Source organism: Micromonospora echinospora (assembly GCF_014203425.1).
Classification (GTDB): Bacteria; Actinomycetota; Actinomycetes; order Mycobacteriales; family Micromonosporaceae; genus Micromonospora; species Micromonospora echinospora_A.
On sequence record NZ_JACHJC010000001.1, the window covers coordinates 4,938,160 to 4,962,392 of the forward strand.

Below are 24,233 nucleotides of genomic sequence, written 5' to 3' on the forward strand. Positions count from 1 at the left end.
TGGAATGCGACGCGCTGTCGGCAACCACCGTGAATATGCCGGCCGCCATTTTCACGCCCGGTCCTCCAGTTCCTGGGCGAACGCCAGCCAGGCGCTGGCGCACGAACGGGCCAGCTCGGCCACCGATTTGCGCCAGTACGGCGGCACGGCGTCGACGAACTCGCGCCAGGCTGCCGGATCCACCACGTGCCCGTCGGCCCAGCGGACGAAGGCCCGGCCCAGCTCGGCGTACTTCACCGCGGGGTCCCGGATCAGGTTGCCCCGTACCGCCGGCCAGTCGACAGGCGGCGCGGAGGGCTGGCCGAGCCGGCGTCGGCGCGCCTCCGGCCCGTCGTCGGCGGCCGGCTCGGGCTCGGCCGCCGGTCGCTGCGGGGTCAGGACGGGGTCCCGGCCCGCCTGCAACCGGGCGCGCACGTCCCGCGCCGTGCCCACCGACACCCCGGCCTCCTGCGCGATGGCACGCAGAGGCGCGTCCGGCCGGAGCGCGATGACCGCGCTGGCCCGCCGCCGGCCCGCCGAGCCGTCCAGCGGGCGCACCCGTCCGTCCCGTCCCACCCGGCTGCCCTCCCGCGCCGCCGGTTGCAGCAGGCGGCGCCGGATGCCGCTCGCCGTGGTCGGTGACAGCCCGGCGGCCGCGGCGACGGCGCGGTCCGACCACTGCGGATACAACCGCAGGATGCGGGTGGCGGCGGCCTCCCGGTCGGCGCGGGACAACGGCAGCCCGTGTTTGATGTTGGCGTCGACCGAGAGCAGGAACGCCGCGGCGTCGTCGCCGTCGAAGAACGTCACCCGCACCGTCTCGTCGCCGCGCAGCTTGGCGGCCCGCAGCCGGTGCATGCCGTCGATCACCCGCATCGTGCCGCGTTGCACCAGGATCGGCGGGAGGTCGTGCATCGCGGCCAGCAGCCGGATGTGCTCGACGTTCTCGCCCGCCAGCCGCGGGGAGTCACCGGGCAGCAGCGCGGAAACCGGAACCGTCTCGCCAAGCACAGACCGATCCTCCGTAGCTGCATCGGGCATGGGGAATCTCTCGTCGTTGCCCTTCACTTCCAGCGTGTTTGAGCTGCCCCACATTGGAAACACTCGCTTCAGCTGAGACAGGATTCAGTGCGGATAGGATGAGGTGCGCGGGTCACCGATCGAAGGATTGCGCCTTCTCACACATCATTGCGATGGGATTCCTGCTGAGCAACACCACCGACGGTCCCGGCACGGGTAGTTGACACTACCCACGCAAGTAGTGGACGACGAACTGCGGCGCGACTAGCCTGGCCGAATTTGCTCCGGCAGGTCTCCGTCTGTCAATTTTCCCGCAGTTCGGAAACGGTCGGCGCAAAGACCGGCGACGTCAGGCGGCGACCTCAGGCCGCGCCGAAGGGCCGGAGCGCCGCGGCCCCGGGCCGACCGTCGCGGTGTCCTTGGCCCACGCTTCGATCAGCTCAGTGGCCTGGCCCGGGTTGAGCCGCGGGTCGCACAGCGAGGTGTAGTGCCGCGCCAGGTCCTCCTCGCCGGCCACCGAACCGCCGACGCACTCGGTCACGTCGGTGGCGGCGACCTCGATGTGCAGCCCGGCGGCGTGCTGTCGCTGCTGGTCGAGGATGTCGCGGAACCACAGCGCCTCGGTGACCACGTCGGCGAGGTGGCGCGTCTTCAGGCCGACCGAGGCCTTGACGGTGTTGCCGTGCATGGGATCGCTCAGCCAGAGCACGGGGTGCCCCGCGTTCACCACCGCGCGGACGATCGGCGGCAGGGACTCCCGGATCCGGTCCCGGCCCATCCGCGGGATCAGGACGAGACGGCCCGGATCGCGCTGCGGGTCGAGCGCCTCGCACACCCGCAGGACGTCGTCCGGGTCGGCGTCCGGCCCGATCTTGCAGCCGACCGGGTTCACCACTGTGGACAGCAGGGCCACGTGCGCCTCGGCGGACCGGCGGGTCCGCTCCCCCACCCACGGGAGGTGGGTCGACGCCAGGTAGTGCTCGCCCGTGTCCGGGTCCCGGCGGATCAGGCGGGACTCGTAGTCGACGACCAGGGCCTCGTGGCTCGACCAGGGTCCCTCGGTCCGCGCGGCACGCCGGTTGCCCTCCCGGTGGGCGCGCAGGACCCGCTGCACCCGGTCGCTCGCCTCGTACGCCCACCACATGCGGCGCGGATCGGCCTTGCGCGTACCGGGCGCGGCCAGCTCGGAATTGATCATGTGGCCGCGGAAGGATGGGATGCTCAGCGCGTCGTGCCACTCCGTCGCCTGCGACCGGGGCTTGGCGAACTGCCCGGCCATCCGGCCCACCCGCAGCACGTTGCGCCCGGTGAGCTCGCTGAGCCGGTCCCCCAGCCGGTCGATGACCTCGATCTTGTCCGAGGTGTGCCGGGGGGTGCACTCGTAGAGGCTCTCGGCGCAGTCGCCCAACTGCAGCAGGAGCCCGTCGGTCGACGCCAGCTCCGACAACGCCTGCCGGAACCCCCGTACCTCCCCGGGTGGGACCAGCGGCGGGGCCGACGCCAACGCCTCACAGGTCTCCGCGTACGCCGGGTGGTCCTGCCAGTCCGGTTGCTGGACCGCCGGCATGCCCTCCCACGGCCCGAGTGGGCTGCGTTCCGCCGTTGAACCGGATTGCTGCATCTGTCCTCCAGTCGAGAGTCAGCCGGACCGGCCGGTCGCGTGTGCGCGTGACCCGGCCGCCGGTGACGGCACGTCGCGCCTATCCGCCACCCCGTACGCGCTGGACCACGGCGTCGGGGTCCGGCGGCGCGGTGTTGCCCCGCCAGGCGACGTGGTGGTCCGGCCGCAGCAGGACGAGGTCGCGTTCCCACAGCTCACGAGCCCGGGGGTCGGCCACCACGGTGTGGGTGACCGGGAGCCCTCGCGCAGCCGCCGCCGCCAGCAGCGGCCCGGCGGCGCCGTCACCGGTGAAGTCCACGAGGGTGAACGAGGCCGGGTCGAACCGGTCGAAGATCTGCTGCCCGTCGCTCAGCAGGAGGCTGGGCGGGCGGGCGCCGGGCCAGGTCGTCGGGGTGTACGCCCGCGGGTCGTCCGAGGGCTCCCCCGGGCCCTCCGGCCAGAGCACCGGCGAGCCGGAGTAGCGGTAGCCGAGCTCGATCCCCCGGTACTCGTTCTCGCCCCGCTCGGCGTCGAGGAAGGCCGCTACGGACGGCAGCGGGGCGCCGCCGCGCAGGAGCTCGCCCGCCCGCAGGTGCACGCCCAGGTGCCGGTGCGAGGTGTGCATGTTGCGCCGCCCCACCGGGCGGCGTTCGGCGTCGTAGCTGTCGAGCAGCGCGGGGCCGCCGAAGCCCCGGACGACAGCGGCCAGCTTCCAGGCCACGTCGACGGCGTCGCCGATGCCGGTGTTCATGCCGTACGCGCCGGTGGGGAACATCCGGTGGGCCGAGTCACCGGCGAGGAGCACCCGGCCGGCGCGGTACCGGTCGGCGAGCATGAAGCCGGGACGCCAGCGCGAGGTGAGCAGCACCTTGTCGATCCGCAGCTCGGTGCGGATCGTGTCGAGCAGGAACGCCTCCGGGTCGGCCGGCGGCTCGTCGAACTCGTTCGGGTCGACGCCGTTGACGTGCGCAGTCCAGGTGTCCACCTCGTCCTGGGCGATGATCACGTACCGGAACGCGAAGTAGTGCCAGAACCGGCCGTGCCGGTGCAGGCTGTCCAGGTCCCGGCTGGTGAAGTGCACCATGAAGGCGCCCGGCAGGCCGGGCACGTCGAAGCCCTCCTCGCCGATGCCCACGGCCCGGCGGACCTGGCTCGACGCGCCGTCGCACCCGACGACGTACTCCGACCGCACCCGGACCTCGCCGCCCGTGTCGTCGGCGAGGACGCTGGTGACCCCCGCGTCGTCCTGGGTCAGCGAGTCGAACCGCACGCCGAGGCGCAGGTCGACCAGGGGCTCCCGCCGGCAGCGGGCCCGCAGGACCGGTTCCAGGTCGATCTGGGAGATCCGCTGGCCGGGCTCGGCCGGCTGGGTGCCGTCGTTGTGCTCGGCGATGCGGCGCCACTCCTGCGTCACCGAGGGCAGGCCCCACCTGGTGATCGGCTCACCGGCCAGGCCGGTCGACCAGATGACGTCGGCCCCGTGCTCGGGCGCGACGCCGGCGGCGCGGACGTCGTCGGCGAGGCCGAACTGCCGGAGGAACTCCATGCTTCGGGCGTTGACGTAGTCCAGCTTGGGATGGACCGACGTCTCGAAGCCCTGGTCGACGAGGACGCAGGCGACGCCGTGACGGGCGAGCGCCAGCGCGGTGACCATGCCGACCGGGCCCGCGCCCACGACCAGAACCGGTACCGGATCCACAGTTGCCTCCCGAGGGGTGTGGGGCGGCGGAGGGGGCCGCCCCACACCGTTGCGGATGTTCAGCTCACCGGGCTGGGCGCCCGGTCCTGGCGGCCGTCGCGGTCCTCGTCGTCCACGGCGGCCGGCCGCGGCGGTCCCGTGACGACAGCTCCGGTGAGGGACCGGACCTGCATCTCGGCGAACGCGGCGTCGTCGCGCTCCCGGCTGGTGATCGAGCCGAGGTAGCCGAGCAGGAAGCCGACCGGCACCGTGATCAGCGCGGGCTCGACGTCCACGAACTTGAAGTTGCGGTCCGGGAAGATGGCGTCCGGCTCGCCCGAGACCCCGTTGGAGAACAGCACCAGGAACGCGGTGAGCGCGAGGCCGCCGTAGACCGTCCACTGCAGGCCGCGGGTGTTGAAGCGCCGCCAGAACAACGCGTAGACGACGATCGGCAGGACCACCGCGCCGGCAATGTCGATCGAGGTCGGGATGAAGATGTGGGTCCGTACCGGCAGCATCACGACCGCCAGCAGCACAGAACCGACGCCGATGATCAGGGTGTTGCGCTTGATGTCCCGCAGCTCGGCGGCCGGATCCAGCCGCCGGCCGCGGATCACGTTCAGGTCCTTGGTCACCGTCGTCACGGCGCTGTGCAGCAGCGGCGCGAAGACGCCGACGATCGTCAGGACCGCGACGCCGGCCAGGGAGCCGACCATCACCGGACCGCCGAGCTCGTCGGCGAGCTTGGGGAAGCTGATGTCGCGGTGGGCCTTGATGACACCGATGTTGTCCCGGCCGAGGATCGCGACGGCGCCCAGCCCGACGACGGACAGGCACTGGTAGAACCCGACGATGATCATCGACGCCCACCCGGTCGACCGGCGCGCGTCCCGCCCGCTGGTCACCGCGAAGTTGCGCATGAACAGGAACGGAATGGCCGCCACTCCCACGGCGATGGCGAACAGCTTCGACAGGTGCACGAGCGTGGTCGCGCCCTCGCCGAACAGCCGGCCCGGGCCCAGCAGGTCGCTGCCGCTGGGCACCGGCGCCGCGTTCGCCTCGGCCCGCTCCAGCAGGCTGAAGAGGTTCAGGTCGAAGCGGGCCAGCACCCAGGCGGTCAGCACGCCCACCACGACCACCGACAGCACCAGCTTGAACACCAGGATGCGGGTGACCCCGAGCATCCCGCCGAGGTACACGTACCCGACCGTGATCAGGCCGACGACGAACACCGGGAGGACCAGGCCGACGAGGGCGTCGACGCCGAACCAGCGGTTGAAGATGAACGCGATGGCGGCCATCATGATCACCGTCAGCATGACGTACGTCAGCAGCGTGAGCACCGCCGAGGCGATCCGCGCCGGCCGCTCGCGGGTACGGACCGCGAGCAGGTCACCGAGCGTGTAGCCGCCCACGTTGCGCACCGGCCCGGCGAAGAGGAGCAGCGCGAGCATGGTGCCCATGGTGAAGGCGGTCATCAGCAGGATGGCGTCGTAGCCGCTGAGCGCGATGTGGCCGGTGATGATGTACATCGTCGAGTACATCAGCGGCGCGGAGGCCACCGCCAGCGCGTTCTGCACCGGCCCGATCCGCCGGTCGGCCAGCAGGAAGCCGTCCGCGGTGGTGGTGCTGGCGCGCGCCGACCGGACCAGGTAGAGCACCGCGAGCGCGAGGACGACGGTGACCGGGACGGCGATCGCTGGCGTCGCCCACGTGTTGTCGACCGGGGGCGGCGGGTCGGCGAGGATGACGCTCATCGGGATGCTCCTTCCAGGTCGGCACGGATCTTCTCGCTGAGCGGATCGAGATGCGTGCGGGCGTAACGCAGGTAGAAGGCGGCGAGCGCCACCACGAATGTGAACGACAGGAAGACGAAGAGCAGGCCCACGTTGACCGGGCCGGCCACCTTCTCCCGGAAGAAGTCCGGCGCGTAGGTGGCGAGCAGGCTGCCGAGGAACCACCACCCGAAGAAGGCGACGCTGGCCCAGAGCGTGAACGTGCTCGATCGTCGCCGTAGTTCCCTGAACTCTGCGCTGTGATGGACGGCGAGGTAGCGACCGCCGTCCGTTGCCGGAGCTGCCGTGTCCATTGCTCTCTCCCCCTGGTGAGAACGTCGCAGACGATGCGGAGATGGGTGCGGCGTCAGTCTCGGCGACCGTTCACGCTCCGGCATGGCTTAATCACGGGATTTCCGGGGCGTGGCCGGCGCATTGGCGTGGCGGGTCCGGCCGAACCGCGTGAACGGGTGATGCCCACGCCCGGCCGGCGTCCGATGGTGACTGCATGACGTCGGCACTGAGAACCAGCGCGTGGACGTACGACGACTTCACCAGCCGCGAGCTGGACCCCGCCCGCTGGGCGATCATGTCGATCGCCGGCGCGGACGGGCAGACCCACAGGTACCAGGACCGCAACGCCCGCGTCCGCACCGGCGACGGGCGGCTGGAGCTGACCGTCGACCCGTTCACCCGTTTCCACGACACCGATCCCCGGCAGAACAACGCCAAGCAGATGTACCGGTCGGTGCGGCGCTTCGCCGTGCCGGCGGAGGGCTCGCTGACCGTCGAGGTGGAGATGGGCGTGCGGACGTACCGGCAGATCCCGCACGACCTGCTGGACGCGTTCGGCACGGTGAACCTGTTCGACCTGGAGACCGGCGTCGTGTTCAACGCTGCCGCCACGAACGACACCGTGTACGCGACGGTCGAGCGCCTGGTGCTGCCCGGCGTGACCCAGCCGCACGAGCACTACATCCACCGGGTGGTCCTGGACGTGCCGACGGAGCCGGGCCGGGCGCACGGATACGCCATCACCTACCGGGCGCCGACGTCGGAGGTGGAGTTCCACGTCGACGGCCGGCTCGCCTACTGGGCGCGGGTCCCGGTGCCGGTGGCCGGATTCCACGCCGGCATGGCGCTCTTCTCCGCCCGCGACCTGGCCCGGTACCCCCGCGAGCAGCGGGAGCACGGGCAGGGCGCGACCGGGTGGTGGGGGCCGTGGCGGATCGCCTCCGGCGTCAGATGAGCACGTCCCCGCCGTCGATGTTCAGGTTGACCCCGTTTATCGAGCGGTTCGTCAGCAGGAAGTCGATCGCCTCGGTGCAGTCCTGCATGGTGACCGGCCGGCGGCTGAGCGCGCGGGTCGCGGCGGCCTCCCGCGCGGCGGGCTTGTCGCTCCAGAACGGCGTGTCGGAGACGATGCTCGGGTGCAGGGCGTTGACCCGGACCGGCGAGAGTTCCACAGCCAGGGTCCGCACCAGCGCGCTGATCCCGCCGTTGGCGGTGGTGACGGAGGTGGAGCCGGGATACGGCCGGTGGCTGGCCAGGCCGCCGAGCAGCACGACAGCGCTCTCGTCGGTCATCCGCGGGGCGAGGGCGTGCAGGACCGCCGTGTAGCCGACCAGCTTGACGGTCAGCAGCCGCGCCGCGTCGCCCGGCCGGTACGCGCGGACAGTGTTGTAGTCGCGGTCCAGCGCCGCGATCACGAGCCGGTCGACGTGCGGCACGTCGGCGAGCGCGTCCGCGATCGTCTCCGGCTCGGCCAGGTCGAGAGCGAGCCCACGGGTCCGCCCGCCGATCTCGTCCGCGACGGTCTTGGTCCGGGCCGCCGAACGGCCGGTGATCACCACGTCGTCTCCGCGTTCGGCGCAGAATCGGGCGAAGTGCCGCCCGATCCCCGAGGTTCCGCCGACGACCACGACCCGAGTCCGATCCGACATCGAAAGTTCTCCTCATCGTTGGGTGCTGCTCTGATCCGGACGCGCCGCGCCGGCGGCGCCCGCCAGCCCGTCCAGCACATCCGCCGTCCACAACGGCACCGCGCAGCGGTCCGCGGCGTAGCGCAGCGCCATCAGGTGGTCCTCGCGCGACAGGTCGGCCAGCGCGTCCGCCACCAGGAACGCCTCGATGTCGCGGCTGAACGCGTCGCAGGCGGTGATCAGGCACCCCATGTGCGCGTACACGCCGCAGACCACGAGCTGGTCCCGTCCCGCACCGCGCAGTCGCTCCTCCAGGTCGCTGCGGAAGAACGCGCTGTAGCGCCACTTGGTCAGCACCGTGTCGCCCGGCTGCGGGGCGACGTCGTCGACGATGCCCCGGTCGTCCTCGGCGCCGCTCATGCCGGGGCCCCACAGGTCGTGCAGCAACCCGCGGTCCTGCCGGCTCATGCCGCCGGGCTGCGCCGTGTACAGCACCGGCACGCCGGCCGCCCGGGCCGTGGCGAGCAGCTTCGCGACGTTGGGGAGCAGTTCGGCCATCGGGGATTCCCCGGCCGCGAACGGGCGCAGGAAGTAGCGCTGCAGGTCGTGCACCAGCACGGCGGCCCGGTCCGGGTGCGGACGCCAGGGCAGCGCGGTGCCGGGCAGGTCGCCGTCGCCGGGCATGCGGTACGGCGCGATCGGGGTCATGGCCATCGGTTCTCGCCTCCGGTTTCCGTACGAGGGCGTCACACGTGCAGGGCCGCGCCGCCGTCGACGTACAGGTCGTGCATGGTCACGTGGCCCGCCTGGTCGGACACCAGATAGGCGACCGCCTCGGCCACGTCGCGCGGCTGCGCCAGCTTGCGCAGCGGGATGCCGACGCGGTACGCGCCCGGCGTGCCCTCGATCACCGCGCTCGGGTCGGCGCCCTCGCCGAGCATGGCCCGCAGCATGGGGGTGTCGGTGGAGCCGGGCGAGACCACGTTGCACCGGATGCCGTAGTCGGACAGCTCCAGCCCCAGGCAGCGGGTGAACTGCGCGGACGCGGCCTTGGAGGCGGCGTACGCGGCCATCTCGGTACGCGGCACCCCGGCGGCGTTCGACGCCACGGTGACGATCGCGCCACGACGGCGGCCCACCATCCGCCGCGCCACCGCCCGGGACACGTGGAACACGCCGTCGGCGTTCACCGAGAAGGTCCGGCGCCACTGCCGGTCCGACAGCTCGACGACCCGTCCGGTGTGCAGCACGCCGGCGGCGTTGACCAGGATGGCGACCGGCCCCATCTCGTCCTCGACCTGGCGCACCAGCGCGTCCACCGCCTCGCTGTCGCACACGTCGACGCAGTAGGCGCGCGCCGAGTCGCCCTCGGCGGCGAGCTTCGTCACGACAGTGGTCAGCGCCTCGGCGTTGCGGTCCACTGCCGCCACCTGCGCGCCCGCCCTCGCCAGGACACCGGCCACGGCGGCGCCGATGCCCTGCCCCGCGCCCGTGACCAGGGCGACCCTCGACTCGATCCCGGTCAGTTCCATCAGGCGCTCCCGCTGGTCGTGGTGGCTTTCTCGGCGTCGTACCCGAAGAGCCATTCGTGGCGGTCCAGGCCGGACGAGGATTGTGCGGCGACGTCCCGGCGGCGCTGGTCGGCGCCGTCGGCCAGGTGGAACATCTCGGCGTTGGCCCGGGACTGCCGCTGGATCCGGGTGGTCCGGGGCAGGCGGATCCGTTCGTAGCGGCGCAGCGCGGCGCCCAGGCCCGCCGGTTCCACGCCGGCCAGGCAGACCGCGAGCACCACCGCGTCCTCGACGGCCTGGTTCGCGCCCTGCGCCTGGAACGGCAGCATCGGGTGCGCCGCGTCGCCGATCAGGGTCACCCGCCCCGCGCTGAGCCGGTCGATGCTGTCCCGGTCGTGCAGCGCCCACCTGCCGACCCGGTCGGCCGCGGCGATCAGCCGGGTGACGTCCGGGTGCCAGCCCGCGTACGCGGCCGCGAGTTGCGTCACGTCGCCCCGGCCCGACCACGACTCCTGCCGCCAGTCGGTGGCGGGCACCGTCGCGCCGAAGCTCACCTGCCGGCCGGCGGACACCGGGTAGCAGACGCAGTGCTGGTCCGGCCCGAACCACAACTGCACCCGGGGTTCGGTGAGCAGGAACGGCACCCGCTCGGCCGGCACCAGCCCGCGGTAGATGGACTGCCCGGAGAAGCGCGGCCGGTCCGCCACGATCTGCTCCCGCGCGACCGAGTGGATGCCGTCGGCGCCCACGACGAGATCCGCCGCGACGGTGGTGCCGTTGGACAGGTGCAGGTACGCCTCGTCGGCGGTCTGCGTCACGGCGGTCAGGCGGGCGCCCAGGTGCACCCGGTCCGGCGGCACCAGCGACAGCAGGCTGCTGTGCAGGTCCGCGCGGTGCACCACGTAGTACGGCGCGCCGAAGCGGCGTCCGCACACGCTGCCCAGCGGGGTGCGTTGCAGCAGCGTGCCGTCGTCCCAGCGGCGCATCTCGATCGCCTGCGGCGCGACCGCCACCGTGCGCAGGCGGTCACGCAGGCCCAGCCGGTGCAGCAGCCGGGTGGCGTTCGGCGCGACCTGCACGCCCGCGCCCACCTCCATCAGCTCATCGGCCTGCTCGTACACGTGGCAGTCGATCCCGGTCCGGCGCAGGGCGGCGGCGAAGGCGAGCCCGGCGATGCCGGCGCCGGCCACGGCGACCCTCATCTGCGGCATGTCGGTTCCCTCAGTAGTAGAGGAGCGCTTTGCTCCAGTCCTCGTCCGGACCGAACAGGCTGCGTGGCTTCACCACGTCCGGCATGCTGGTCAGCGCGTCGAGCGGGATCAGGGTTCCCGGCGCCAGGCCGGTGACCTCGCTGTCCACGCCGAAGGCGGCCCGGATCGCGGCGGTCAGCTCCGCCTCGGCGGCGACCCGGTGCGCGGCGGCCACCTCGATCTCGACCCGCAGCAGCGCCGGCTCCGCCTTGGCCCGCCAGAACATCACCCGGTACGCCTCCGGCAGGGAGAAGACCAGTTCCTCCAGCTGGTGCTGGGTGATGGTGGTGCCGCCGACCCGGTAGCCGAACGCCGACCGGCCGAGCACCCGCACGGTGGGCAGCTTCCAGCCGCATCCGCAGTCGTCGTAGGAGACCGACACGTTGTCTTCCAGGTTGTACCGCAGCAGCGGCATCGCCTCCCGGAACAGCGGTGTGACCACGAGCTGGCCGGCGCCGTCCGCGCGGACGGCGCCGGTGTCCGGGTCGTACACCTCGAACAGCGCCCGGTCGGCCCACAGGTGCAGGCGGCCCTCGGGGCACTCCCCGGCCAGGCTGCCGGTCTCCGTCGAGCCGTACTCCTCGATGACCGGCACCCCCCACAGGCGGCTGATCCGCCGCCGGCGGGCGTCGGTCATCGGCTCGCCGCCGACGAACAGCGCGCGCAGCGCCGGGAAGTCGATGTCGGGCCGGTGCCCGGCCGCGATCGCCGCGGCGGCCCAGATCAGGCATTCCGTCGGCACCGACCAGGTGAGCGTGACGTCCAGGTCGTGCATCACCCGGACCACCCGGGCGTACGGCATCGCCAGCGACCGGTTGTCGCCGGGCACCACTGTGGCCCCGCGCAGCCGGGCGGCGGCGTGAGCGAGATGCCCGGTCAGCAGCAGCGCGTACGGCGTGCGGACCAGGAAGACGTCGTCGGCGGACATGCCGATCCACTTGCGGGCGAAGCGCTCCGCCAGGTCGGTCCAGTCCTCCGCGGTGTAGTAGGAGGGGGTGGGCTTCCCGGCGGTCCCACTCGACTCGTGGTAGGTCGCCAGCCGTTCGCGGGGCACGGCGAGCATGCCGAAGGGATAGTTGTCCCGCAGGTCCTGCTTGGTGGTCAGCGGCAGGTCGGCCAGGTCGGCCGGCGTCACCGGCGGCGCGCCGGACGCCAGCCGCGCCCGGTAGAACGGGGACCGGGCCGCCCAGGTGAACGTCTCCGCCAGTTGCTTCTCCTGGAGGCGCCGCAGGTCCTCGAGGCCGTGCCACTGGCCGAGCCGGGGCAGGCTCGAACTTGGCTCGCTCACCGCTTCTCCTCTCCTAGCAGTCGATGCGCGTTGTCCCAGGCGACCCGCCGCCACTGCTCCGGCGGCAGTCGCAACGCCTGGAACTTGGCCAGTTCCACGGCCGGGTGCTGCAGCGGGTACTCGGAGCCGAACACCACCCGGTCGTCGCCGAGGCGGCGCAGCGCCGCCTCGGCCACGCAGGTGTAGCCGCCGGAGGTCTCCAGCGAGATGTTCGGCTCGTCCTGGATCAGGGTCAGGGCGTAAAGGTCGATGTTGCCGACGCCGCTGTGCCCGAGCACGAAGCTCACCTGCGGGAACCGGCGGCTCAGGCCGACCAGGTCGGCCACGCCCGCGCCGGGCCGGTCCAGGCAGACCACGTACACCGGATGGTCGAACTCCGCCGCCACGGCCACGAGGTCGGCGACCCGCGGGTCGGTCAGGGCGACGCCGTGGACGGCGGGTGAGATCTCCAGGCCGCGGAACTCGGCGGCGCGGGCCCGGTACGCCTCGGCCGGCCGGTGCGGGTTGGCGAAGAAGAACGGCACCAGCCGGCCGTCGGTGCCGGCGCAGGCCGCCGCCACCGCGTCGTTGTCGGCGTCGGTCTCGACGTGGCCGCCGGTGACGAGCTGGCGGGACAGCCGGTCCAGGTCGATGGTGCCGCCCGCGCACACCACCGCCCGCGCCAGCCCGCACTCGCGCAGCGCGGCGAGCAGCCGCTCCCGCGCCCCGGGCCGGGGCGCCAGGCGTACGTGGAAGTCCAGCACCGGCTGCGCGGTCATCGCCCGCTCCTCTTCCCGCCGCCTGTCACTTCTCGATGCAGAACTCGTCGATCGGGTAGCCGACGTGCCGCTTCTCCACCGGCAGGTAACCGAGCACCTTCGTGCCGGCGGTCAGCTCGGTCACGTTGAGCACGGTGCCGCCCGGCCCGAGCACGCGCACGTGCCAGTCGTCCTGGACGATGAGGTTGACCCGTGTCCCGGAGGGGGAGACCGCGTCGATCGCCAGCAGCGGACGCGTCTCGATCTTGACCCGTCCCACTGTGACGACGCGGGACTTCCCCTGCGAGTCCACGGCGAGCACCCGGCCGCCGGACACCAGCTCGCTGAGGTAGTTGGTCCGCCCGCCGGCGGACAGCGTGTACGAGTGCAGCGCGCCGGCGTTTACCCGGAACGGCCGGGTCGGCATGTACGGCAGCGGGTGCGTCTCGCTGCAGCACAGGATCATGCCGGTGGAGTGCGAGCCGACCAGGATGCCCTCGTCCAGACGGAAGTTCGTGCACGTGTCGACGCAGGCGCGCTCGCCCATGCCCACCCGCCGGATGCCGGTGACCTCCAGCTCCACGAGCGACAGGTCCGCCGCCGTGCTCACCGCGGCGGTCCGCAGCTCGGTGGCCTCCCCCACGGCGCGGGGCGCCAGCATCACGCCGTCCGAGCCGTGCTCCAGGACGCCGAAGACGATCTCCGCCTCCTCGACGTCGGCGACCTGGGTGATGATGCTGCCCTCCGCGCCCGCCGCGGCGGCCAGCACGATCTCCAGCGGGATCTTGGTGGGGTCGCGGAAGTACAGCAGGCTCCACCGGTCGTGGCGCGCGGACCGGCAGGCGTCCTCCAGGCTGTCCGCGTCGACGATCTCGACGAACCGGCCGAACTCCACCTCCGGGTACCGGGCCGCCAGCTCGGCGGGCTCGCCGTGCCGGGCCGGCTCGACGATCACCAGGTCGGCCGGTTCCAACTTCTCCGGCAGCGGCCCGCCCTGCGGGAACAACACCTTCTTCACCGTCGGGGGAAGCGTCTCCAGGTCGGCCGGATCGGCCGCCACGACGGCGTCCACCCGCTGGTGGACCGCCTCCTCGACGATTGCCTCCTTGGCGCCGTTGACGTTACGGATGTCCAGCCAGCACAGCTTCACGGGTTTCTCCTCGGTGGACGGTCAGGAAGTCTCAGGACGTAAGGGCGAGCCGGTCGTCGACGTCGTACCGGTCCGGCACGTGCCGCGGCTCGTGCACCAGCCGTGCCACGGCGGCGGCCATCAGGCCGGGCTGCTCGGCCTGGAACACGTTGCGGCCCATGGCCATCCCGGCCACGCCGCCGCGCAGCGCGTCCGAGACGTAGGCGAGCACCGTCGGAGTGTCGGCCGAGCGCGGGCCGCCGGCCACGATCAGCGGGATCGGGCAGCCACGCACCACCTCGGCCATCTGCTCGGGCGTGCCCACGTAGTCGGTCTTGACGATGTCGGCGCCGAGGTCGGCGGCGAGCGTCGCGGCGTGCGCCACCAGCTCCGGCGCCCGGGAGTCGGTGATCTGCGGCCCGCGGGCGTACACCATGGCCAGCAGCGGGACGTTCCAGCGGTCGCACTCCCCGGCCACCGCCGCCAGGTCGGCGATCTGCCGCGCCTCCTGCGGTGAGCCGAGGTTGACGTGCACGCTGACCGCGTCGGCGCCCAGCCGCAGCGCCTCCTCCACGTGGGCGACCAGGTACTTCGCGTCCGGGTCCGGCGCGTGCCGGGTGCTGACGCTCAGATGCACGATCAGCGACATGTCGCCGAACCAGCCGTGGTCGACGTGACGGAGGCTGCCCTTGTGCAGCACCACGGCGTCCACGCCGGTGCCGGCAAGTTCACCGAGCAGCGAGTTCAAATCGCCGCGGCGCAGCGGCCCGTCGGTGACGGAGTGGTCGAGCGGGACGACGAGCAGGCGTCCGTCGCCGCGCCGGAACAGTCGGCGCAGACGCAGGCCACGAGCGAACGAAGCGTTGAGTACGGCCACGGTTTCCTACCTCTCTCAGGCGGTGGCGGAACGGCGGGAGGTCAGGGGCGTGGCGTCCGCCGGCTCGGGCCGGTCGAGGCGGAACGCGCGGTGCAGGGCTTCGACGGCGTCGACGGTGCGGTCCCGCGACACGATCACCGACAGCCGCATCTGGGAGGTGGAGATCCAGCTCGTCGAGATCCCCGCCGCGGCCAGCGAAGCCATCAGCCGGGCCGTGTGCTCGGGGCGGCTGAGCAGGCCCATGCCGACCACCGACACCTTGCCGACGTTCTCGTCGAAGTGGACCCCGCCGTCGAAGGACGCGGTGAGGTCGTGCAGCGCGGTCCGCACCGCTTCGGCCTGGCTGCGGCGGATGGTGAACCCCATCCGGAACTCGCTCTCGTAGGGTCCGGACCGGGCCACCAGGTCCGCCACCGCCCCCTGGGCGGCCAGCACCTCGAACACGTCGGGTGCCATGTCCCGGCGGCCGTCGCGGCAGTGCACCAGCACGCGGACGACATCGGTGTCGTGGGTGACCGCCACCACGGCCCGCCGGGTCTCCAGCGGCCGGTCGTCCGGCCGGTCCACGACTATCGTTCCGGGCGCCTGCGACGACGCGTTGCGCACGCGCACTTCGACCCCTTCCATGGCGGCCAGCTCGATGCATCGGGTGTGCAGGACCCGCGCGCCGGCGAACGCCATCTCCGCCATGACGCCGGGCTCCACCCACGGCAGGCAACGCGCCGCCGGAAGGATGCGGGGGTCGGCGCTGAAGACGCCGTCCACGTCGGTGTAGATCTCGCACGCCGACGCGCGGAGCCGGGCCGCGAGCGCCACCGCTGTCGTGTCGGAGCCGCCGCGCCCCAGCGTGGCGACGTCACCGGCCCGGTCGATTCCCTGGAATCCGGTGACCACGGCGACCTCGCCACGGCCCAGCGCCGCCTCCACCCGCGCGCCCCCGATCCGTGAGATCAGCGCGTCGCCGTGCCGGTCGGTGGTGTGGATCTCCGCCTGGTGCCCGGTCAGCGAGACGGCCGGCACTCCCAGCCCGGTCAACGCCAGCGCCATCAACGCCGCCGACTCGGACTCGCCGACTGCGAGCAACTGGTCGAGTTCCCGGGACGGGCCCGCGGCGCCGACGTCGGCCGCCAGCCGCAGCAGGTCGTCGGTCCGGCTGCCGCGCGCCGACACGACCACTGTCACGGCGGAGCCCCGCCGCCGCGCCTCCGCGATCCGCAGCGCGGCGTGCCGAACGCGGTCGAGGGTCTGCAACGAGGTGCCCCCGTATTTCTGGACCAGCACGTCCACAGTCGTCTTCACCGCCCTCGTCGTATCGGCATTGCGGTCGACAGTAATCGCGGTCGATCTGTGTGGGCACTACTCGCCCGAGTAGTAGCCAGCCGATTCAGTCGTTCACGCCATAACGTCGGCGCGTTACCGGAAACACGTGATGCCGTCGGCGACTTCACGTCATGTGCGACGCCTTTTGCCGGACGCAGTATCGACAGGCGATCTCTCAGGCAAAGGGAGCGACATGGACGGGACGGAATCGAACGTGACCGGATTCCAGGATCTGCTGTCCGGTCTCGGCGGCGACGGGCGCGCCTTCGCCCTGCTGCACCGGCCCGGCGCGGCCGGGTGCGCGTACGTGGAGGTTCTGACCGGCGAGGTGTGCGACGTGGACACCCTCGGCGAGCTGCCCCTGCCCACCGAGCCGGCGAACGGCGCGCGGCACGACCTGCTCGTGGCGGTGCCGTACCGGCAGGTCACCGAACGGGGGTTCGACTGCCACGACGACGGCGCGCCGCTGCTCGCGATGCGCGTCCACGAGCAGTTCGGGCTCGACCGCGGACAGGCGCTGGCGGGCCTGCCCGAACGCGGCGTGCCGGTGACCGACGCCGACTTCGACCTCAGCGACGAGGACTACGCGGCGATCGTCAAGCGGGTGGTGGGTGACGAGATCGGGCTGGGCGCCGGATCCAACTTCGTCATCCGGCGCACCTTCACCGCGCGGCTGGCCGACTACTCGATCGCCACGGAACTGGCGCTCTTCCGCCGGTTGCTGACCGGCGAACTGGGTTCCTACTGGACGTTTCTGTTCCACTCCGGCGCCGGCACGTTCATCGGCGCGTCACCGGAACGACACGTCAGCATGATCGACGGAACCGTCTCGATGAATCCCATCAGCGGGACCTACCGGCACCCCCCGGACGGCCCGGCCGTTTCCGGTCTGCTGGAATTCCTGAACGACCCGAAAGAGGCGAACGAACTCTACATGGTCGTCGACGAGGAACTGAAAATGATGGCGCGGATGTGCGCCTCCGGCGGCCAGGTGCACGGCCCGTTCCTCAAGGAAATGGCGCGGGTGACGCACTCCGAGTACATCCTGACCGGCCGCAGCGACCTGGACGTGCGCGACGTGCTGCGGGAGACGCTGCTCGCGCCGACGGTCACCGGCAGCCCGATCGAGAACGCGTTCCGGGTCATCACCCGCCACGAGACGACCGGCCGCGGCTACTACGGCGGCGTGCTCGCGTTGATGGGCCGTGACTCGGCCGGCAGCCGTACGCTCGACTCGGCCATCATGATCCGCACCGCCGAGATCGACGACGCGGGCACGCTCCGCCTGGGCGTCGGCGCCACCCTCGTGCGGGACTCCAAGCCGGAGTCGGAGGTGGCCGAGACGCGGGCCAAGGCGGGCGCCATGCGCGCGGCGCTCGGCCTCGGCGTCGACCCGGACGGCCCGGACGGCGGGCGGACGACGGCCGTGCGGGCGCGTTCGTCCCTGGCCACCGACCCCCGGGTACGGCGGGCGTTGCGCGAGCGCAACACCACACTGTCGAGGTTCTGGCTCGACGGCGCGGAGCGGCGAACCCCGAACCCGGCGCTGACCGGACGCCGCGTGCTCGTCGTCGACAACGAGGACACGTTCATGGCCATGCTCGACCACCAGTTGCGGGCCCTCGGGCTGCGGTCGAGTATCGCCCGGTTCGACAGCCGGCTGCGGCCGGAGGGATACGACCTCGTCATCGTCGGTCCCGGCCCCGGCGACCCGGGCGACCTGACCGACCCGCGTATGCGGACCCTGCGCGGGCTCACCCACGACCTGCTCGCCGGGACGGTGCCGTTCCTGTCCATCTGCCTGGGCCACCAGGTGCTCGCCGCCGAACTGGGGTTCCCCCTCGCCCGGCGCGCGGTGCCCAACCAGGGTGTGCAGAAGCGGATCGACCTGTTCGGACGGCCTGAACTCGTGGGGTTCTACAACACCTACACCGCCCGCTCCGCGCACGACGTGGTGGCCGGTGGCCGGCGGGGCCCGATCGAGATCAGCCGCAGCCCGGACACCGGGGACGTGCACGCCCTGCGCGGCCCGGGATTCCGGTCCGTCCAGTTCCACCTGGAGTCCGTCCTCACCCAGCACGGCCCACGGATCCTGGGCGACCTGCTGGTCTCCCTGCTCGCCGACGGCACGGCCGCCGCCGCGGCCGAGGCGGCGGGCGGGCGCGGGACCCGCCCGTGACGCCAGGGCGTTCAACTGTCCATGTTGACTGCCGTCGTGGCGTCCCCGCATTCTCCCGAGAACACATCGAGGCACCCGACCGGAGGCAACGCCGTGGATGAGGCCACTCCCCGATCTCCCGTCGCGGCGCGGCCCACCTGGTCGCCGGCCACCGCTCCGGTGTGGCTGGTCGGCGTGCTGGCCACCCTCGCCGGGGCCGTGGCCGCGGAGGCGTTCACGCTCGCCGCCCGGGGTTTCGGCGTACCGATGGAGGCGGCCGGCGTCTGGGAGGAGCAGGCGCAGGCGATCCCGGTGGGGGCCATCGCCCGCAGCGTCGTGCTCTGGTCGATCGGCGGAATCGTCCTGGCGGTGGTCGTGGCGCGGCGGGCCCGGCGGCCCGTGCGCGCCTTCGTGACCGGCACCGTCGCGTTCACCGTGCTGTCCCTCGCCGCGCCCGCCTTCGCCCGGGACACCGCGGTGTCGACGCAGCTGGTCCTCGCCGGCACCCACGTGATCGCCGGCGCCGTGATCATCTCCATCCTGGCCGCGCGGCTCGCCGCGTCCACCCCGCGCCGGTAAGGCACCCCGTCACCGCGTCGCGGCCACGGTGATCGTGGCCGCGACGTGGCCGGGCGTCGGTCGTCGGTCGTCGCGAGGTGGGGGGCGTCCGTCGGCGGCTCAGCCGCGGGCTGCCGGTTCGAACACCTCGACCAGGTTGCCCGCCGGGTCGGCGATCAGGAACTGACGGCCGCCCGGCCCGGCCACGACGTCGCTGCGCAACGTCACCCCGGCGCGCTCCAGCCGCTCCCGTTCGGCGTCGAGGTCGTCGACGATCAGGTGGATACGGTTGCGCCCGCACCCGGCCGCGTCCGCCGGGGTGACCCGGGCGCCCGAGCTGGTCGGCCCGGACAGCAGGAGCCGCAGCGGTCCGCGCACCACGTCTGCGAAGGCCGGCGGGAACGCGGTCGACACCGTGAAACCCAGGTGGGTGGTGTAGAACTCGATCGCCGCCGACACGTCGTCGACGATGTAGCGGACGCTGGCCAGGCCGTGCAGGTCTGCGGTCATGCGAGTCCCCTCAGTGTGCGTGGCTCGTGCTGGCGAAGGGCGTGGTGACACCGTCGTAGACGAGCCGCAGCATCATGCCCTGCTCCTGGTGCGGCAGGTTGTGGCAGTGGTTCATCCAGACACCCGGATTGTCCGCCCGGAACGCCACCTCCCACACCTCTCCCGGCCGCACGTCGAAGGTGTCCATCCACAGCGGGCTGCCGGAGTAGCGCCGGCCGTCGCGGGACAGGATCAGCACCGGATGGCCGTGCAGGTGCCACGGGTGGGTTTCCAGGCTCCGGTTGACCACCGTGAAGCGCACGACGTCCCCCTCCCGGACGAGCTGGTCGGGGACCGAGGGGTGTGCGCGACCGTCGACGGTCTGGGCGTAGGCGGGCTTTCCGTCGACCATGGCCAGGGCCCGGTCGAGGACGATGGTGAAGTGGCGGTCGGCGTCGTCGGCGTCGAACGGCACGGCCGCCGGCTCGCCGTAGTCCAGCAGGTCGAACTCGGGCCAGTCGGCGGTGTCCGGCAGCGGGCGGTCACCGCCGCCGACGCCCGGCGGTCGCAGCAGGATGCCCTGGTCGGAGTCGTTGTCGAGCAGCAGCGTGACCTTGGCCTCCGGCATGGCCAGGACCAGGTCGTACCGGCCTCCGGCGGGCAGGCGGAGCCCGACCTCGCGTACCTCGCCCGGCTGGTTGAGGTCGCGGCCGTCGACCGCCACCACCCGGAAGGACGAGCCGACGACGGCGAACCAGTGCGGGTTGGAGTCGGTGTTGATCAGACGCAGTCGCACCGGCTGGCCGGGGCGGACGTCGTGGACGGCGCGTCCCTCCTGGTCGCCGAGGATCACGACGTCGTCGAACGTGTGCACCGGCAGCGTCAGGTCCAGCCCGCGCTCCGCTTCCGGCCGGTCCTCGCGCGGCGTCACGACGAGCGTCCCGTACAGCCCCTTGCGCACGGCGGGGTGCGACGCCTGGTGGGTGTGGTACCAGTACGTCCCCACCTGGTCGGCCTGGAACCGGTAGACGAACTCGCCGCCGGGCTGCACGGCGTGCTGCGTGGCGCCCGGCGCGCCGTCCTCGCCGCACGGCACGTCGTACCCGTGCCAGTGCACGGTGACGCCGTCCTCGATGTCGGCGTTGCGGAGCGTCACCTCGATCAGGTCGCCCTCGGTCGCGGTGATGGCCGGCCCGGGCAGCCGGCCCTCGTAGCTCCAGGCATCGATAGCACGTCCGGACGGAATTGTGACGGTGCCCGTCCGGGCGGTGAGCACGTGGCGTCGCGCCGTGCCGCGCGCCGCCGGAGCGCCGGGGCCGCGCAGGTCCGCCACGGAGACCTGCGGGCGGGTGCCGCCGGCGTGTCCGGGGCCGCCTCCGGTGACCATCGCCTCGGGGTCGCGGAAGAGCAGGCCGACGCCGGTGGCGCCGGCGCCCGCCGCGACCACTCCCCCGGCCACGCCGAGGAACCGGCGGCGGGACAGCGCCGTGGGCCCGGCCGCCGCCGGCGTGTGCTCCGGGGAGCCGGCCTCCGCGGCCGGCGCGGCGGGTCGTCCGACCACCCGCGCGGTGAGCAGCGCGGCGGCGCAGACGAGGGCGACGGCGATCAGCGCGGTGCTCCACGTCAGCGGGTACCCGGCGGTGAACGTCACCACCAGGCCGGCCAGCGCGGCGAAGCCGGCGGTCAGCACCGCGACCAGCGCGCCGGCCGGCAGGCCCGCCGCCGGTGACTGCCGGGCCGCGAGCAGGCGCGGGCCGGCCAGGAGCACCGCGACGAGCCCCGCGGCGCCGAGCATCGGCAGCCCCAGCAGAACCTTCTCCTGGACGAACCACCAGCCGCGGTCGGCCAGCAGCGCCACGGTGCCCAGGCGGGCGACGGTCACCAGCACCGCGGCGCCGAGGAGGGCCAACGCGATCCGGTGGCGGCCGAGAGCTGCCGTGACACCGGTTGCGAACCACGTCGCGACACCGAGCAGCGCCACGACGTGGTCCACGAGGATCCATTGGAGCGTGCTCATGACGCCGTTCGCGCCGAGTCGGCCGCCGGACCGGTGACCGTCGTGTCCACGCCGGACGTGGTGGTCGTGTCCGGCGCCGCCCGGACGCTGCGCAGGATGACGCGGGCGACGGCCACCATCACCAGTCCGTTGACCGCGTGCAGGCCGAACACGTACCGGCCGACGGCCGAGTCGCCGAACGCCTTGGCGATGACCGCGATCAGGGCCTGCAGGATTCCCAGCCCGGCGACCAGGCCGGACAGGCCGATGATCCGGCCGGGCATCCGCATCACAGCGGCGGCCACCGTCAGCACCACGGCGACGAGGATGCTCCCCAGGCCCAGGATCCGGTGGGGGCGGAACGCCTCCTCGTTGGCCTCGCTGCTGAACGCGCCGCTGGCGGCCAGGAAGAACTGCACCACGAGCACGAGCAGCAGGAACGCTGCCAGTCCGGCGAACACTTTGCGCATGGGACTCCCCTTCGGGTTCGGTTGGGTCACCGGGGTGTTCGGTCGGCAGCGCCGGTCAGGCGGCGCGCCGGGAGCGGGTGAATGCCAGGCCGCCGACGGCGATCCCGATCAGCGCCAGCACGACGGCCACGATGGCGCCGCCACGGCCGTTGCCGCTGCCGACACCACCGTCGGAGCCGGCCAGGGCGACCACGCCGGCGATCAGGCCGGCCACCGCGAGCACCAGCGCGGCGATCGCGTTGCCACGACCGCCACCGCGCCCCGCGGAGCGCAACGCCCACCCGCCCAGGACGAGGCCGAGCAACGCGAGCGCGAGCGCCAGCACGGATCCGGCGCGGCCGGAACCACCGTCACCGTCGGCGGCCGTCACCTGGGCGGCCGCCGGTGCGACGAGTGCGAGCCCACCGAGGACGCCGACTGCGGCGGCGGTGAGCAAACGACGGATGAACATGGAAGCCCCTTCGGCTGCGGGAACAGGCATCTGCGCCAGCGTAGGTAACGACCCCGCTACGGGTCGTCATGCCGAAGGAGACAATCGATCTACTGCGGTGACGGTATCGGCGGGCTCCGGCGTCTGCGCGGGGAGCAGCCGCATACCGCAGCCGCAGCACTGCCGAGGCGACAGACCGGGCGGGCTGCCCGGTCAGCGATTGCCGGGTGACACCAGACCGGACTCGTAGGCGAACACCACCAGCTGGGCGCGGTCGCGGGCCTGCAGCTTGGTCATGGCGCGGTTGACGTGGGTCTTCGCGGTCAGCGGGCTGATCACCATTCGATCGGCGATCTCGTCGTTGGACAGGCCCCGGGCGGCCAGGGCGACCGCCTCGCGTTCCCGGTTGGTCAGCTCCTCCATGCCGGGTGTGACGTCCGCGCAGAGCGGCTCCGACACGTACCTGTTGATCAGCATCCGGGTGATCGACGGCGCGAGCAGCGCGTCACCGCGCGCGGCGACCCGCACGGCGTGCAGCAGGTCGTCCGGCTCGATGTCCTTGACCAGGAAGCCGGTGGCGCCGGCGCGCAGCGCGTGGAAGACGTACTCGTCGAGGCCGTAGTTGGTGAGGATGACGACGCGTACCCCGGTCAGCGCCGGGTCCGCGACGATCTGCCGGGTCGTCTCGACGCCGTCCATGACCGGCATCTGGATGTCGATCAGGGCGAGATCGGGCAGGTGCTGCCGGGCCAGCGCCAGGCCCTCCCGGCCGTTCCCGCCCTCGGCCACCACCTCGATGTCGTCCTCGGCGTCGAGGAGCGCGCGGAACCCGCTGCGCAGCAGCGGCTGGTCGTCGAGCAGCATGATCCTGATCATGGGACGCGCACCACCGGGAGTTCGGCCTGGACGGTGAAGCCGCCGCCGGTGCGGGGTTCCGCCCGCAGCCGGCCGCCCAGCGCGAGGACGCGCTCGTGCATCCCCAGCAGCCCGACGCCGGGCACCGGGGCGGCGCCCGGCCGGGCCGTACCGTCGTCGTCGATCCGGATGCTCAGCGCGTCCGGGCGGTAGTCGATCCGGACCGCGGCGGCCGCGGCGGAGGCGTGCCGGGCGGTGTTGGTGAGCGACTCCTGCACGATCCGGTACGCGGTGCGGCCCACCGCCTCCGGCACGTCCCGCTGGTCGCCCTCGATGGTCAGCGTGGTGGCCAGACCGATCTTCTCGGCCCCGGCCAGCAGCTCCGGGAGGTGGTCGAGCCCGTGCGACGGGGACTTGGTCAGGTCACGCAGCGTCTCCAGGGTCGCGCGCAGCTCCCGGGTCGCCGCCCGGCCGGCCTCCTGGATCGCCAGCAGCGACTCCGGCACCTGCTCGCCCCGCTTACGGGCCAGGTGGACCGCCACCTCCGCCTGCACCTTGATGATCGAGATCTGGTGGGTGAGCGAGTCGTGCAGCTCCCGTGCGATGTGCAGCCGCTCCTGGGTCGCGCGCAGCCGGGCGGTCTCCTCGCGGGTCCGTTCCGCCTCGTCCGCCCGCCGCTCGGCCTGCCGCAGCGCCTCGCCGGCCGCCGCCGCGGCGATCAGCCAGGCCAGTTCCAGCACGCCCCGCGACTGCGCGAGCGCCTCCTTGAGGGCGCCGTCCGCGGGCGAGACCATGATCGCCAGCGGCAGCACGACGAGCAGGGCGGCGCTCGCCCCGAGCGTGACGAGCCGGTGCCCGGCCCGGACCGCCGCGTAGACCGCGAACAGGTACGCGATGGCGGGCACCCCGAAGCCGATCGCGTTGTAGCCCACCACGCACAGCCCGGTGGCGACCAGCACGGCGACCGGGGCCCGACGACTGGCGGCCAGCGCCAGGCCGCTCGCCGTCACCAGCGCGAAGCCGAGCAGACCGAGGCCCTCGGGGGCGGGGTGGTCACCGGCCAGCGCGCTGATCATCAGCACCGCCGCCACAGCTACCGCGACGACCCAGTTCTTCACCCGGGCCCACACACTGGACAGTCCAGTCGTCATGCTCGCACTTTAGCGGAGCGCGCCAGTGTTGAACCCG

The 24,233-nt window shown here is 72.7% G+C and carries 23 protein-coding genes; 3 read left to right on the plus strand and 20 right to left on the minus strand.

Going from position 1 to position 24,233, the window contains the following annotated elements:
- Window positions 1-51: 51 nt before the first annotated feature.
- The 5 genes from FHU28_RS22875 to FHU28_RS22895 form a co-directional block, all read right to left on the minus strand.
- Window positions 52-990 (minus strand): ParB/RepB/Spo0J family partition protein, encoded by a 939-nt coding sequence (locus FHU28_RS22875; RefSeq protein ID WP_221453269.1) that lies wholly within the window; start codon window positions 988-990, stop codon window positions 52-54.
- Window positions 991-1,348: 358 nt separating this feature from the next.
- Window positions 1,349-2,566, minus strand: coding sequence for a 3-deoxy-7-phosphoheptulonate synthase (locus FHU28_RS22880; RefSeq protein ID WP_221453270.1), 1,218 nt, complete (start codon window positions 2,564-2,566; stop codon window positions 1,349-1,351).
- A gap of 133 nt (window positions 2,567-2,699) precedes the next feature.
- On the minus strand, window positions 2,700-4,298 hold the full coding sequence (locus tag FHU28_RS22885; RefSeq protein ID WP_221453271.1) for an FAD-dependent monooxygenase: 1,599 nt from the start codon (window positions 4,296-4,298) through the stop codon (window positions 2,700-2,702).
- Window positions 4,299-4,357: 59 nt separating this feature from the next.
- Entirely contained in the window at window positions 4,358-6,037 is a 1,680-nt protein-coding gene (locus FHU28_RS22890; RefSeq protein WP_184686525.1) for a solute symporter family protein, read from the minus strand.
- The gene (locus FHU28_RS22895) at window positions 6,034-6,369 is read right to left on the minus strand and encodes a DUF485 domain-containing protein (protein ID WP_184686526.1); all 336 of its coding nucleotides are present in this window, start codon (window positions 6,367-6,369) and stop codon (window positions 6,034-6,036) included. The genes FHU28_RS22890 and FHU28_RS22895 overlap by 4 nt, the downstream gene beginning before the upstream one ends.
- Before the next feature lie 194 nt (window positions 6,370-6,563).
- On the opposite strand from FHU28_RS22895, the gene FHU28_RS22900 reads away from it, so the two are divergent.
- Window positions 6,564-7,304, plus strand: a complete 741-nt coding sequence (locus tag FHU28_RS22900; protein WP_184686527.1) for a DUF6081 family protein — start codon at window positions 6,564-6,566, stop codon at window positions 7,302-7,304.
- On the opposite strand, the gene FHU28_RS22905 is transcribed toward FHU28_RS22900, so the two are convergent.
- The 9 genes from FHU28_RS22905 to FHU28_RS22945 are packed head-to-tail and all read right to left on the minus strand — an operon-like array spanning window position 7,297 to window position 16,068.
- The gene (locus FHU28_RS22905) at window positions 7,297-7,998 is read right to left on the minus strand and encodes an SDR family NAD(P)-dependent oxidoreductase (protein WP_184686528.1); all 702 of its coding nucleotides are present in this window, start codon (window positions 7,996-7,998) and stop codon (window positions 7,297-7,299) included. The two genes, FHU28_RS22900 and FHU28_RS22905, sit on opposite strands and share 8 nt — an antisense overlap.
- A 12-nt stretch (window positions 7,999-8,010) precedes the next feature.
- Complete coding sequence (locus FHU28_RS22910; protein ID WP_184686529.1) at window positions 8,011-8,691, minus strand: isochorismatase family protein; 681 nt, start codon at window positions 8,689-8,691, stop codon at window positions 8,011-8,013.
- Between the two features lie 32 nt (window positions 8,692-8,723).
- Window positions 8,724-9,509 (minus strand): 2,3-dihydro-2,3-dihydroxybenzoate dehydrogenase, encoded by a 786-nt coding sequence (locus FHU28_RS22915; RefSeq protein WP_184686530.1) that lies wholly within the window; start codon window positions 9,507-9,509, stop codon window positions 8,724-8,726.
- Complete coding sequence (locus FHU28_RS22920) at window positions 9,509-10,699, minus strand: FAD-dependent monooxygenase (protein WP_184686531.1); 1,191 nt, start codon at window positions 10,697-10,699, stop codon at window positions 9,509-9,511. The genes FHU28_RS22915 and FHU28_RS22920 overlap by 1 nt, the downstream gene beginning before the upstream one ends.
- A gap of 10 nt (window positions 10,700-10,709) precedes the next feature.
- Window positions 10,710-12,026 carry a phenylacetate--CoA ligase family protein gene (locus FHU28_RS22925; RefSeq protein WP_184686532.1) on the minus strand — a complete coding sequence of 439 codons (1,317 nt, stop codon included), beginning with the start codon at window positions 12,024-12,026 and terminating at the stop codon, window positions 10,710-10,712.
- Window positions 12,023-12,784 (minus strand): amidohydrolase family protein, encoded by a 762-nt coding sequence (locus tag FHU28_RS22930; RefSeq protein ID WP_184686533.1) that lies wholly within the window; start codon window positions 12,782-12,784, stop codon window positions 12,023-12,025. The genes FHU28_RS22925 and FHU28_RS22930 overlap by 4 nt, the downstream gene beginning before the upstream one ends.
- 25 nt (window positions 12,785-12,809) lie before the next feature.
- Complete coding sequence (locus FHU28_RS22935; protein WP_073827939.1) at window positions 12,810-13,913, minus strand: 3-dehydroquinate synthase II; 1,104 nt, start codon at window positions 13,911-13,913, stop codon at window positions 12,810-12,812.
- Between the two features lie 31 nt (window positions 13,914-13,944).
- Entirely contained in the window at window positions 13,945-14,769 is an 825-nt protein-coding gene (locus FHU28_RS22940) for a 2-amino-3,7-dideoxy-D-threo-hept-6-ulosonate synthase (protein WP_073827938.1), read from the minus strand.
- Window positions 14,770-14,784: 15 nt separating this feature from the next.
- Window positions 14,785-16,068: an aspartate kinase gene (locus FHU28_RS22945; protein ID WP_221453272.1), complete on the minus strand. Its 1,284-nt coding sequence runs from the start codon at window positions 16,066-16,068 to the stop codon at window positions 14,785-14,787.
- Window positions 16,069-16,282: 214 nt separating this feature from the next.
- Between FHU28_RS22945 and FHU28_RS22950 the strand changes: the two genes are divergently transcribed.
- Window positions 16,283-18,268 carry an anthranilate synthase family protein gene (locus FHU28_RS22950; protein WP_184686534.1) on the plus strand — a complete coding sequence of 662 codons (1,986 nt, stop codon included), beginning with the start codon at window positions 16,283-16,285 and terminating at the stop codon, window positions 18,266-18,268.
- Window positions 18,269-18,361: 93 nt separating this feature from the next.
- Window positions 18,362-18,826, plus strand: coding sequence for a DUF6069 family protein (locus FHU28_RS22955; RefSeq protein WP_184686535.1), 465 nt, complete (start codon window positions 18,362-18,364; stop codon window positions 18,824-18,826).
- 99 nt (window positions 18,827-18,925) lie between these two features.
- On the opposite strand, the gene FHU28_RS22960 is transcribed toward FHU28_RS22955, so the two are convergent.
- The 6 genes from FHU28_RS22960 to FHU28_RS22985 form a co-directional block, all read right to left on the minus strand.
- Window positions 18,926-19,315 (minus strand): VOC family protein, encoded by a 390-nt coding sequence (locus tag FHU28_RS22960; protein ID WP_116506727.1) that lies wholly within the window; start codon window positions 19,313-19,315, stop codon window positions 18,926-18,928.
- 10 nt (window positions 19,316-19,325) lie between these two features.
- The gene (locus FHU28_RS22965; protein WP_184686536.1) at window positions 19,326-21,311 is read right to left on the minus strand and encodes a multicopper oxidase family protein; all 1,986 of its coding nucleotides are present in this window, start codon (window positions 21,309-21,311) and stop codon (window positions 19,326-19,328) included.
- Window positions 21,308-21,760 carry a DUF6220 domain-containing protein gene (locus FHU28_RS22970; protein ID WP_184686537.1) on the minus strand — a complete coding sequence of 151 codons (453 nt, stop codon included), beginning with the start codon at window positions 21,758-21,760 and terminating at the stop codon, window positions 21,308-21,310. Before FHU28_RS22970 ends, FHU28_RS22965 begins: the two co-directional genes overlap by 4 nt.
- A gap of 55 nt (window positions 21,761-21,815) precedes the next feature.
- On the minus strand, window positions 21,816-22,211 hold the full coding sequence (locus tag FHU28_RS22975; RefSeq protein ID WP_184686538.1) for a DUF6223 family protein: 396 nt from the start codon (window positions 22,209-22,211) through the stop codon (window positions 21,816-21,818).
- Between the two features lie 192 nt (window positions 22,212-22,403).
- Complete coding sequence (locus FHU28_RS22980; RefSeq protein ID WP_184686539.1) at window positions 22,404-23,066, minus strand: response regulator; 663 nt, start codon at window positions 23,064-23,066, stop codon at window positions 22,404-22,406.
- Entirely contained in the window at window positions 23,063-24,196 is a 1,134-nt protein-coding gene (locus tag FHU28_RS22985) for a sensor histidine kinase (protein ID WP_184686540.1), read from the minus strand. The genes FHU28_RS22980 and FHU28_RS22985 overlap by 4 nt, the downstream gene beginning before the upstream one ends.
- Window positions 24,197-24,233 lie beyond the last annotated feature (37 nt).

Excerpts from the sequence above, each read along its gene's own strand:
- FHU28_RS22950 (WP_184686534.1), top strand. The coding sequence starts at position 16,283 with ATGGACGGGACGGAATCGAACGTGACCGGATTCCAGGATCTGCTGTCC.
- FHU28_RS22910 (WP_184686529.1), bottom strand. The coding sequence starts at position 8,691 with ATGGCCATGACCCCGATCGCGCCGTACCGCATGCCCGGCGACGGCGAC.
- FHU28_RS22900 (WP_184686527.1), top strand. The coding sequence starts at position 6,564 with ATGACGTCGGCACTGAGAACCAGCGCGTGGACGTACGACGACTTCACC.
- FHU28_RS22890 (WP_184686525.1), bottom strand. The coding sequence starts at position 6,037 with ATGAGCGTCATCCTCGCCGACCCGCCGCCCCCGGTCGACAACACGTGG.
- FHU28_RS22975 (WP_184686538.1), bottom strand. The coding sequence starts at position 22,211 with ATGTTCATCCGTCGTTTGCTCACCGCCGCCGCAGTCGGCGTCCTCGGT.
- FHU28_RS22970 (WP_184686537.1), bottom strand. The coding sequence starts at position 21,760 with ATGCGCAAAGTGTTCGCCGGACTGGCAGCGTTCCTGCTGCTCGTGCTC.
- FHU28_RS22985 (WP_184686540.1), bottom strand. The coding sequence starts at position 24,196 with ATGACGACTGGACTGTCCAGTGTGTGGGCCCGGGTGAAGAACTGGGTC.
- FHU28_RS22960 (WP_116506727.1), bottom strand. The coding sequence starts at position 19,315 with ATGACCGCAGACCTGCACGGCCTGGCCAGCGTCCGCTACATCGTCGAC.
- FHU28_RS22965 (WP_184686536.1), bottom strand. The coding sequence starts at position 21,311 with ATGAGCACGCTCCAATGGATCCTCGTGGACCACGTCGTGGCGCTGCTC.
- FHU28_RS22920 (WP_184686531.1), bottom strand. The coding sequence starts at position 10,699 with ATGCCGCAGATGAGGGTCGCCGTGGCCGGCGCCGGCATCGCCGGGCTC.
- FHU28_RS22915 (WP_184686530.1), bottom strand. The coding sequence starts at position 9,509 with ATGGAACTGACCGGGATCGAGTCGAGGGTCGCCCTGGTCACGGGCGCG.
- FHU28_RS22930 (WP_184686533.1), bottom strand. The coding sequence starts at position 12,784 with ATGACCGCGCAGCCGGTGCTGGACTTCCACGTACGCCTGGCGCCCCGG.
- FHU28_RS22980 (WP_184686539.1), bottom strand. The coding sequence starts at position 23,066 with ATGATCAGGATCATGCTGCTCGACGACCAGCCGCTGCTGCGCAGCGGG.
- FHU28_RS22880 (WP_221453270.1), bottom strand. The coding sequence starts at position 2,566 with ATGCCGGCGGTCCAGCAACCGGACTGGCAGGACCACCCGGCGTACGCG.
- FHU28_RS22905 (WP_184686528.1), bottom strand. The coding sequence starts at position 7,998 with ATGTCGGATCGGACTCGGGTCGTGGTCGTCGGCGGAACCTCGGGGATC.
- FHU28_RS22895 (WP_184686526.1), bottom strand. The coding sequence starts at position 6,369 with ATGGACACGGCAGCTCCGGCAACGGACGGCGGTCGCTACCTCGCCGTC.